Annotated in this window: 4 protein-coding genes; all 4 read right to left on the bottom strand. The window is 66.8% G+C overall.

Annotated elements, in window-relative coordinates:
- Positions 1 to 103 precede the first annotated feature (103 nt).
- The 4 genes from fhuB to OH764_RS10515 all read right to left on the bottom strand — a co-directional run bounded on the left by fhuB (position 104) and on the right by OH764_RS10515 (position 11,192).
- On the bottom strand, positions 104 to 2,095 hold the full coding sequence (fhuB, locus tag OH764_RS10500) for an iron ABC transporter permease (protein WP_498846745.1): 1,992 nt from the start codon (positions 2,093 to 2,095) through the stop codon (positions 104 to 106).
- Entirely contained in the window at positions 2,092 to 3,051 is a 960-nt protein-coding gene (locus OH764_RS10505) for a TroA family protein (protein WP_498846746.1), read from the bottom strand. Before OH764_RS10505 ends, fhuB begins: the two co-directional genes overlap by 4 nt.
- A 46-nt stretch (positions 3,052 to 3,097) precedes the next feature.
- On the bottom strand, positions 3,098 to 5,290 hold the full coding sequence (locus tag OH764_RS10510; protein WP_498846747.1) for a TonB-dependent siderophore receptor: 2,193 nt from the start codon (positions 5,288 to 5,290) through the stop codon (positions 3,098 to 3,100).
- Between the two features lie 205 nt (positions 5,291 to 5,495).
- Positions 5,496 to 11,192, bottom strand: a complete 5,697-nt coding sequence (locus OH764_RS10515; RefSeq protein WP_498846748.1) for an amino acid adenylation domain-containing protein — start codon at positions 11,190 to 11,192, stop codon at positions 5,496 to 5,498.
- Positions 11,193 to 11,200 lie beyond the last annotated feature (8 nt).

Genomic DNA, 11,200 nt, shown 5'->3' on the forward strand with positions numbered 1-11,200 from the left:
CGATTCGCGAGGTCGCGCGGACGTCGCGCAAAAAGTCAGGGAGCCATCGGCTCCCTGACATCGTCTCCGCTTTCAGCACAACCGGCCCAACTGGACCGATGCATCAACGACGCAACAGCCACATGAGATAAGGGCCGCCTAGAAGCGTCGCAATCACGCCCGCCGGCATCTGCTGCGGGAAGATCATGTTGCGCCCGAGCCAGTCCGACAGCACCATCAGCAACCCGCCAATGAGCGCCGCGACAAGCATCTGCGAACGCGCGCGCGGAAAGCCGAGCAGCCGCGCGAGATGCGGCGCCATCAGGCCGACGAACGACATCGGGCCGATCACGACCGTTGCTCCCGCCGTGAGGATCGCGGCGACCGCGAGCAGCAGCAGCCGCGCGCGCTGTGCGCCGACGCCGAGTGCGTCCGCCACGTTGGCGCCGAGCGGCAGGATTTCCAGCCAACGCGCGCCGAGATACGAGACGAGCACCGCAGCAACCGTACATACGCCAACGGCGACGGCCGTCGCGGGCACGATGAGGTAGGTCGAACCGTACTGCAGCGGACGCAGCAGGTTCGCATAAGCGCCGCCGCTCGCCGTCGCGAGCATGATGACTGCTTGTGAGAACGCGCTGATCGCGATGCCCGCGAGTAACACGTGCTCGGGCGCGAAACCGCTGCGGCGCCCAAGCGTGACGATCATCAGCAGGCAAACGAGTGCACCCGCCGCCGACCCCGCGAGCAGCACGGGCGTCGACGGCTCCGTCGCGACGACCGCGGCCACCAGCATGCCGAGCATCGCGCCGCCGCTGACGCCGAGCAAGTCGGGGCTCGCCATCGGGTTGCCGGTTACGCGCTGCAGGATCGTGCCCGCGAGTGCGACCATCACGCCGGCCCCGAGCGAAGCGGTCAGCCGCGGCACGCGCCAGAACCAGACATCGCTCCAACGTTGCGCGTCTATCCATTGCCAGCCGTGCAGCGTCACCGAAAAGCACAGCGAGATGACAATCGCGGCAACGAGCAGCCCGCCGAGTAGCAGCACGGGCACGCGCAACGCGCGGCGCGGGGTTGCGGATTCCGCCGATGCCGGACGCGGCGCCTCGACATGCAGACGGCGCAGCATCCACAGCAGCAGCGGGCCGCCGCAGAGGGCCACTGCAGCGCCGGTCGGCAGCAACTCGCCGAGCACGCCTGGCAAGCTCTGCACCGCCTGGTCGGCGATTGCGAGCAACAGCGCGCCGACGAGCGGCGCCCACAGCAACTGGTCGCGCAGCCGGCGCGCGCCCATCAGTCGCGCGAGCACCGGACCGCCGAGCCCGATGAAGCCGATCACGCCGACCGCGCTCGCGACGAACGCGCTGAGGATCACCGCGATGGCGAGCGCGACGGGCCGCGTCCATGCGAGCGACATACCAAGCTGGCTTGCGCTGCCGTCGTCGAGAGAAAACAGCGTGAGCGGCCGCACCAGTAGCGCCGCAGCCGCACCGCAGGCGAGCACGCGCGGCAGTAGCCACACGACGCCCGCCCAGCCGTTCTGCACGAGCGAGCCGCCGCCCCAGATGAACACCGATGTGAGCGAACGCTCGAACACAATAGTTAGGAGCACAGATAGTGCACCGCAATACAGGTTCACGATCATTCCGGCCAGCACGATCGACACGGCCGCGAAGCCCTTGCGCCAGGTCATCGCCATGGTTGCAAGCATCGCGAGTGCGGCGCCGGTCAGCGCAACCGTGAAACGCATGTCGGCGACGAGCGCGGGCGCGACGACCGCGGCAATCGTCAGTGCGAGATAGGCACCCGCCGACACGCCGAGCGTGAGCGGTTCAGCAAGCGGATTGCGCAATACCTGCTGGAACACGACACCGGCGAGCGACAACGCCGCACCGGCGATCAACGCAATGGCGACGCGCGGCAGCCAGCCATAACGCACGACGAGTTGCGGCAGCGTTGCGTCGGCGCCGGACAGCACGACGCCTGGCCATTGCGCAACCGGCAGCCGCGCCGACAGCGTGTGATAGACGAGCCACGCGGCCAGCATCAGCAGCAACGCGGGCAGCCGCCAGGCACGAGGGGCGGCGAAGGCGACGGTCGCCGTCGGGCGATTCATGTGTTGACTCCTTGCAGCGCGTTCGCGAGGCTATCGGCGAAACGCATCGACGCAACGACGCCGCCGAGCGCGGGCAACGGTCCAATGTGCTGCACGCGGTTTTGCTTCACGAACGGCAACGCGCCCCATAGCGGGCTTCGCGCAAGCTGCGCGGCGACGCCGGGCGGCACGCCGATCGTGACGACTTGCGCATCGGTGCGCGACGCGAGCGCGCCGAGGTCCGCTTCGGTCATGCCCTGCGGATCGGCCATGCCCTGCCACGCATTGTCGATTCCGAGCGCGCCGAGCACGCCGCCGAACAGACTGTTCTTGCCGAACACGGCGATATGGCGGTCGTCGATTGGGCGTAGTAGATAGAGCGGGCGTCCGGTCGCGCGAAAGGCCGCAAGACGCGCGGACGCGTCGGCAAGCGCGGCGTCGGCGCGTGCGAACAGCGCATTGGCCTCGGCGTCCCGTCCTAGCGCGCCGGCTAGCTTTCGCGTCGCGGCATGAACCGCCGGATAGACGTCGATGCCAGGGCCGAACAGTTGCACCGTCAGCGTCGGCGCAATCCGTTCGAGCAACGCACGCAGCGGCGCATGCCATGGCGTGATGACGATAAGCTCCGGTTTCAGCGACTCCAGCACCTCGAAATTGGGCTGATACAGCAAGCCCGTGTCGACGACGGAAGACGGCAAGGGCGGAACGCCGTCGAGCTTCGCATACCACGAGGGACGCGAAACGCCAGCCGGCACTACGCCGAGCGAGAGCACGACTTCAGTCAGCGGCCAGTCGAGCACCACGACGCGCGGATTCGAAGCGACAGCGGCACCTGCAGTCCCATGCGCGTCCGAACTCGCGGCCAAACTCACCGCCGCCCCGCGGGCGAACGGAGCGCCCGATGCCGCGAGCGCCGCCGCGCCCAAACCCGCGAGCGCGAGGCGCCGCCTGCCGTTAAAGCGCAGACGTTCCGTCATGACAACGCATGCAGTGAGCCGTCGGCGCCACCCTTCGCCATAGCCATCACCATTGGTAGCGCGCCGTTCCGAGCACCGTACGGCTCGCGCCCCAGTAGCAAACCGACGCGGTCGTGCAGTACGAGATGTATTCGCGGTCGAACACGTTGTTCAGATTGAGCGACAGACGCCAGTTCTGGATGTCGTAGTGCGCACCCAGGTCGACGAGTACGCGCCCCGGCACCGTGAACGTGTTGGCTGCGTCGCCCGCCGAACTGCTCATATAGCGCACGCCCGAGCCGAGGCCGAAGTTGCGCAGCGGTCCGCGGTGGAACGTGTAATCCGCCCATAGCGAAGCGGTGTTTCGAGGCGCGATTGTTGGGCGCTTGTTCAGGCTGCTAGCCGTCGTGGTGTTCGTCACTTCCTGATTCAGGTACGTGTACGACGCGATCACCTTCACGTCTGCGGTGACATTCGCGTGCGCTTCCAGTTCGACGCCGCGCGAGCGGATCTGACCGGTCTGTATCGCGCTGCCCAGATGATTCGGATCGCTTACCGACACGTTGTCCTGTGTGAGAGTGAACGCGGCGACCGAGAAGTAGCCGTCGAACCACTTCGGCTGATAACGCACGCCGGCTTCAACCTGCCGGCCCTTGGTCGGCGCGAACGGCGCGCCCGAGTAAGTCGCGCCGAGCACCGGCTGGAACGAACGCGAATAGCTGATGTACGGCGCAATGCCGTTTTCGAACTCGTACGCGAGACCGGCACGCCACGTGAACGCGTGATCGTTCGTGTGGTAGGTCGTGCCGGTTCCGGTGGTAAGCAACGTGGTCTGCTGGTTGCCCCCTGTCCAGTCCTCACGAACGCCGAACGTCAGCACCCAGTTGCGCCAGCGCGCCTCGTCCTGCGCATAGACGCCGACCGTGCTCAACGAATAGTCGAGGCGCGTATTTGCTTGCTGCGTCGGTAGCGACGAGAAGTTCGGGTTGTACAGATCGACCGTGCCGAGGACGGAATTACCCTCTGTGTCGCCCAGCATCGAGCGCTGATAGTCGAGACCGAACAGCAACGTGTGCTGGACGGCGCCCGTCGTCACCTTGGCCTGCGCGTGCGTGTCGACCTCGAACTGAGTGTAGTGCTCGTTATCGACGTTGCCCCACATCGACACCGTACGCTGATTGCTTCCGAGCGCGCTCGTCACCGACGTCTGGTAATAATGCTGGTCGATGTGCAGATAGCGCAGGTTCTGCGACACGCTGAGCTTGTCGTTGATCGCATGGTCGAACTGATAACCGAACCAGTACTGGGTGCGGTGCATGCCGTCGCGATCCGGATCGCCGAAGTATTTGTCCGGTCCGAGTTGACCATTTGGATTACTGAACAATGTCGCGCCTGCCGGAACCGGATTGAAGAGTCCACCGTTCGGATCGCGCTGGAAACTGCCCTGCAGCGTGAACGTGGTGTCGCGGTTCGGGCGGATCGTGACCGACGGCGCGATGGCAAGCCGCTGGTCCTTGATCGCGCTGACTTGCGTTTCGGCGGTGCGGGCTACGCCCGTCAGCCGGTAAAGCACGGTGCCATTCCTGTCGACGGGACCGCTAAAATCGAAACCCAACTGATAGTTGTTGTGGTTGCCGATCTGCATCATGAGTTCGTGATACGGCTGCTCCGTCGGCAACTTGCTCACGTAGTTGACGAGACCGCCCGGGCTGCCCTGCCCGTAGAGCACTGAGGCCGGACCATGGAGCACGTCGATGCGCTCCATGAAATATGTGTCGATGCGCGGCGTCGCGAAGCGCGGCGACTGGTATAGATGCAGGCCGTCCAGATACGAGTCGAGCGCAAAACCCCGGCCGTAAAGCTGATCGGCACGAATGTCGGTGCCGTCCTGGGAATACACGCCCGGTGTGTAGCGCAACGCCTGATCGACAGTCTGCGCGCCCTGATCGTCCATCTGCTGACGCGTCACGACCGACACGCTCTGCGGATTCGTGAGCAACGCGGAATCCGTCTTGGTCCCCGTCATGGAACGTTTGGCCACATAGCCGACGCCTGGCCCGAGCGGATCTTCAGCAGAACTGCGCACCTGAACCGCGGGCAATTCCTTCGAGGCTTCCGTGCCCGAGGCCGCGGCCGGCGACCCTTGTGCATGCGCGCCGAAGCCGACAACGCCCAGCATCAACGCGACGTATATTGGGCGCAGATGCGGCAAGCCGCGCTCCCGTATCGAACCGGTTTTCCCTGCCTGCTCTACGTTCATTCTTCTTGTTTCCCCATTCTTTTATCCCCGAGTCAGAGGCGGCGTCCCGCGCCGCTCCTGGTGCCTGACGATTCTCTCAAGACAAGATGTTAATGTAAACAATAATCGTTCGCATTCAATGCCGATAAATAGTCGCAGCCAACCGACGACGGCGCTCGTCGATAGTCCTGCAGCGGCGCGGCGTGCCCCGCAGAACGCCGACTGTTCAGGAGTCGCGGGGCAAGGATGCGGACGGGTCGTTTCGTGGAAGCGGCCGTGCGAACCACTGCGCAAGCTGCGCCGCGAGAAGCGGATGGTGGACGATGCTGGAATGAGTCGCGTCGATGTCGAACTCGTGCAGCCGACCGCGTGTGCGGTCCGCCCATGACATCCGGCGTCGCGGATCGGCGACGCGCCGAGCGCGCCACACGTGCAGATCGCAACCGACGCGCGGCAGCGCATGCCGGGACATCAACTCCGCGTGCATGGCATCGACGGCGAGCGCTTTGCCGAGCAGCGACGGCTCCGCCCTGTCGAGCAACGTCAGTTGGGGCGCAGCGAGGAGGCCTTCGTCGACCACGGGCGCCGCGCCGTCTACACGATGCGTCGCCGTATCGACGATACCGACGAACGACATGCGCGCGCCGCGCCGCTCGAAATGATCCGCAATGGCGATCGCAAGCCGCCCGCCGAACGACCATCCGAGCAACGCGTAGTCGCCGTGCGGCTGCAGCGCCTCGATGCGCTGTGCGTAGTGCGCGGCGAGGGCTTCGAAGGTGTCGCCTTCCCATGGCTCGCCACGCAGCGCCGGCGCCTGCATCGCGATCAGGGTCACGCGGCCATTGAGCGCTTGCGCAAGCGTGCGATATTCGCCGACCATGCCGTACCCAGGATGCAGACAGAACAGCGTGGCCGGCGCACCGAGCGCGTTCAACGGCACGGCCGGCGATGACACGGCGCGCGCCCGCGCATTCGCGTCTTGCGGCCGACGCCGCGCGAACCAGCCAGCGAGCGCGTCCTCGGACGGCACCGGCAGACTGGCTTCATACACCGCACGCGCAGCCCAGCTTGCAGCGACGGCGTCGCGCCTTGCAAGCGTCTCGAGCGACTCCGGAACTGCCCTCAGCGGAGCGGACATCTGCGGCTGCGACGTGGCCGTGCGCAAATGAGCCAGCAGTTCGCCGAGAGCGGACTCGAATGACGCGAAGAGTTCCTCCGCGAGCTCATCGGACAGGAACTGCGGCGCGTAGCCCCAGTTGAACGTCAGCGAGTCGCCTGCAATCCAGCCATTGATATCGAGCGCGCGATCGGGAATCTGCGCATGCGGCGCGATGGCGTCGCCCGACGATTCAGGCGCGAAGCCGAAGCGGCTTTCGCCGTCGAACGTTTGATCGAAGCGGCCCAGGTAGTTAAAGCCGATTTCCGGTGATGGCAGCGCGCGCAGCGCGGACTGGCTGGCTGCGTCGGCGCAACGGGCCAGCAGGCCCCAGCCGAGGCCGCGCAGCGGTACTGCGGCAAGGCGCTCGCGCACGCGCAGCAGCGAGTCAGCGGAGTCCATGCCGCGCGGTAACGCGAGCGGGTATTGAGTGGTGAACCACCCAACCGTTCGGCTGAGGTCTGCGCCTTCAATCACGTCTTCGCGACCGTGGCCCTCCAGTTCGACCAGCACTTCGTCACGCGCGACGGTATCGCCGATGGCCCGAGCGAGCGCGGCAAGCAGCACTTCATCGACACGCATTTTGTAGGCGCGCGGCGCTTCGCGCAGCAACTCGGCGGTCATGTCGGGCGATAGTTTTTTCAGCAGCATCTTTTGCGGTTGGGGATGCGAAGAAAGCGGCGGGAACAGCGGGCCGGCGCGCAACGCCGGCGCGTCGAGTGACGTTTGCCACCACGCGAGTTCACTGACGCGCTCCGATGATTCGGCATACTGATTGATTGCGCGCACCCAGGCGCGCCATGACATCGACGGCGCCGGCAGCGTGATCGGTTCGTCGCGTTCGGCCTGTTCATAGGCGGTTTGCAGTTCTTCGAGGAGCACGCGCCAGGAAACGCCGTCCACCGCCAGGTGATGGATCGCGATCAGTAAGCGCGTTTCGTCGGGCGTCTCGAAGTGGCCCACCCGCCAGATCGGGCCGTGTTCGATGTTCAGGCTCGACTGGATGTGGTCGCAGGCCGCTGTCAGCCCGGCAAGCGAGGCGAGGTGGTCGTGATGGACTACCGTTGTGCTGGCTGACTGTGATGGTTGTGGGGTCCGCGATGCTTGAGAGGCTTCATACATTTGCCCGGCCATCTTTGCCGTCCCCGCGCCCTTCACCGCCACCTGCTTCCACTCCCCCGCCTCCTTCACGAATCGCAGCCGCAACGCGTCGTGCCGCGCCTCCAGCGCCGCCACCGCGCGCTCCAGCGCCGCCGGCACCAGCCGCCCTTTCACCTTCAGCAGCACCGCCTGGTTCCAGTGCGACTCCCCTTGCGGATAGCGCTCGAAGAAGAGCCGCTGGATCGGCGTCAACGGCAGCGCCGCGCCATCGTCGAACTCCTCTACTGCGCCCGCGTCCAGCCGCTGCGCGCGTTGCGCGAGACCCGCGACCGTCGGATGCTCGAACACCTGCCGCGGCGTCAGCCGCCAGCCCGCCTCGCGTGCCCGCGCGATGATCTGCAGGCTCTGGATCGAGTCGCCACCCGCTTCGAAGAAGTTGTCCGTCACGCCGAGATCATCGCGCCCGAGCACGGCCGCCCAGATCGACAGCAGCGCCGCTTCGACCTCGTTCGACGGCGCCACCCGTTCGATCTCCCCCGCCTGCGGCGCGGGCAGCGACGCCCGGTCGAGCTTGCCGTTGGGCATCCACGGCAGCCGTGCGAGCACCGTTATCGACGACGGCACCATGTAGCCGGGCAGCTTCTGCTCCAGTTCGCGCTGCAGACGCTGCGCGTCGAGCGACTGCAAGGCCGCTGCGTCGGACGGCCCCGCCACGTACGCCGCGAGCCGCTGCTTCTGCGCCTCGCCCACCACGATCACCGCGGCTTCGCGCACGCCCTCGCACTGGCGCAGCACCGCCTCGATCTCGCCCAGTTCGATGCGCTGCCCGCGCAGCTTCACCTGCTGGTCCAGCCGCCCGAGGAACTCCACCGTGCCGTCCGCGCGCAGCCGGCACAGGTCGCCGCTGCGATAGAGGCGCGCCCCCGGCTCCCCGTACGGGTCCGGCACGAACCGCTCGGCCGTCAGCGCCGCCCTTCCCGGGTAGCCGCGCGCCACCGTCGGTCCGCCGATGCACAGCTCGCCGAGCCCGCCCACCGGCGCTTCATCGCCGAACGCGTCGAACACCCGCGCCGTACGCCCCGGATACGGATGCCCGATCGGCACCGTCACCTGCCGTGCGTCGTCGGCTCCGGTGCGGCGGTACAGCGCTGCCACCGTCGTCTCGGTCGGACCGTACAGGTTGTCCAGCCGGATATCCGCGAGCGGCCCCTCGCGCCAGCGCGCGAGCGCGTCGCCCGGCAGCGCCTCGCCGCCCACCGTCACCTGGCGTAGCGCGAGCTGCGCGCGCGGCGGCGCATGACGCTGCCACTGCTGCCACAGCGCGGTGGGAATCCGCGCGAACGTCACGCGCCGCTTCACCAGCCGCTCGCTCAGGCTTTGCAGATCCCACGGCTGCGCGCCGCGCATCTCCACCGTCGCGCCGCGCAGCAGCGCCGGCAGCGTCTCGTGCAGCGCGACGTCGAAGTTGATCGTCGACGAATGCAGCACGATATCCTTGCCGTCGATGCCGTAGGTCGCGAGAAAGTCCTGCAGGTGCGTCCACAGCGCGCCGTGGCTCACGCCGACGCCCTTGGGCCGGCCGGTCGAGCCCGATGTGTAGAGCACGTAGGCAAGCTGGTCGGGATGAAGGGGGGTGTCGAGGAAGTGTGACACTGCTGTCGCTGTTTCCGCGCTCAAGGCGGCATCGTGCTGAGTCGTCCTCACTTGAACCACCTCACACCCCGCCAGCACCGCCGCCACCTGCTTCGCGCTGGCGCTATCGGCCACCACCTCTACGATGCCCGCGTCGTCGATCATCTGCGCAAGGCGTGCCGGCGGATACCCGGGATCGAGCGGCACGAACGCCCCACCCGAGCGGATGATTCCAAGCAGCGCCGCAATCAGCGCCGGGCCGCGCGCCACGCACAGCCCCACGCGCCGCTCGGCGCCAACGCCTCGCGCGACGAGCTCCGCAGCCAGCGCCGCCGACCACGCGACCAGTTCCGCATAGGTGAGCGACTCATCCTCGCAGCGCAGCGCAATCGCATCCGGCGAGCGTTTCGCCTGCGCCGCGAGCGCCGTCCCGAGCGATTCGAACGCATAACGCTGCAACGGCGCTGCTTCATACCGCCCAGGCAGCGTCAACGATCCAACGCGTTGCGCGACGTCGTTGGCCATCTGCGTCAGAATTGCTTCGTACTGCAATGCAATTCGATCGACGGTGTTTGCATCGAACACATCCGCCGCATAGGTGAACATCAGGCGCAGGCCGTGCCCGTCGTCCACCACGTTCAACACAAGATCGAAACGCGCCGTGTCCGTGCCGCCTGCCTCCGGCTCCACGACGAGTCCCGGCATCGCAACGGACGCGCTACTCGTGGCCTGTTCGAGGTTGAACATCACCTGAAACAGCGGCGAGCGCCCGAGATCGCGTTCGATTCGCAATGCGTCGAGGATGCTGCCGAACGGCACCGCCTGGTGCGCATGCGCTTCGAGCACACGCTCATGGAGTCCAGTGAGCAGCGTGCCGAACGGCATGCGGCCGTCCACGTCGACGTCGATCACGAGCGTGTTGACGAAAAAGCCGATCAGCCCTTCTGTCTCGCTGCGCTGCCGTCCCGCCGACGGCACGCCGATCCGTACGCCCGGCTGCCCGTCATAGCGGTACAGCAGGGCAGCATACGCGCCAAGCAGTACAGTGAAAAGCGTCGTGCGCTGCGCGCGCGCGAGTTCGCGCAAGCGCCCGGCGAGCTCCGGGGCGACGTCGCGCCGCGCGCGTCCGCCTTCGATGCCGCGCACCGCAGCGCGCGGCCGGTCTAATGGTAATTCGAGCGCCGGGCGATCGGTGATGAGGCGCTGCGTCCAGTACGCTAGATCGTCGACGAGCGCGCCGTCCTGCCATTCACGCTGCCATGCAGCGACGTCGCCGAAATGAATTTCGACGGGCGGCAGCGCGCGAGCCAGCGGCGCATCCCGGCCCATGAGCGCCGCGCGATACAGCGCCGCGAGTTCGCGAACGAGCAATGACTGCGACCAGCCGTCGGACACGATGTGATGCACGACGATCGAGAGCGCGTGACGCTCTGCCCCGATCGCGATGAGATCGACACGCAGCAGTGGCCCCTTCACCAAGTCGAATGGTTCGCGCGCGGCGGCACGCAGCGTGTCGCGCAGTTGCGCGGCGTCTTCGAGCGCGTGCTCGCGCCACAGATAGTGCACGGCGTCACCGATGTGCTGCGCCACCACGCCGCGCGTCTCCACGAAGCGCGTACGCAGTGCGCCATGACGTGCGACGAGCGCATCGAATGCACGGCGCAATGCTGGCACGTCGAGACGTCCCGTCAACCGGAGCGTGCGCGACAGGTTGTACGCCGGGTTCTGCGGATCGAGTTTCCACAAGAACCATAGGCGCTCCTGCGCGGGCGCAAGGGGGTAAAGCGCGGAGCCGGACAAAGAAGGTACGCCGTCTGCATCGTGCGCGTTGCCAGCCTCGCGCGACAACGGCACGATCGGCAGACGCGCGGGATCGATGCCCTGCTCGCTCGCCTTCTCGCGAAAGCGGCGCCGACGCTCCGGCGACAATGCCGCATACTTGCGTGCGATCGCGAGCGCGTGGCTCGGCGCGTCACCGATAGCTGTGGAAGAATCCGACGCGGCGGCCGGTTCGTTGCGGGTCGTGGTCTGCATAACGTCAG

The organism is Burkholderia sp. M6-3, assembly GCF_050858985.1.
GTDB lineage: Bacteria > Pseudomonadota > Gammaproteobacteria > Burkholderiales > Burkholderiaceae > Paraburkholderia > Paraburkholderia caledonica.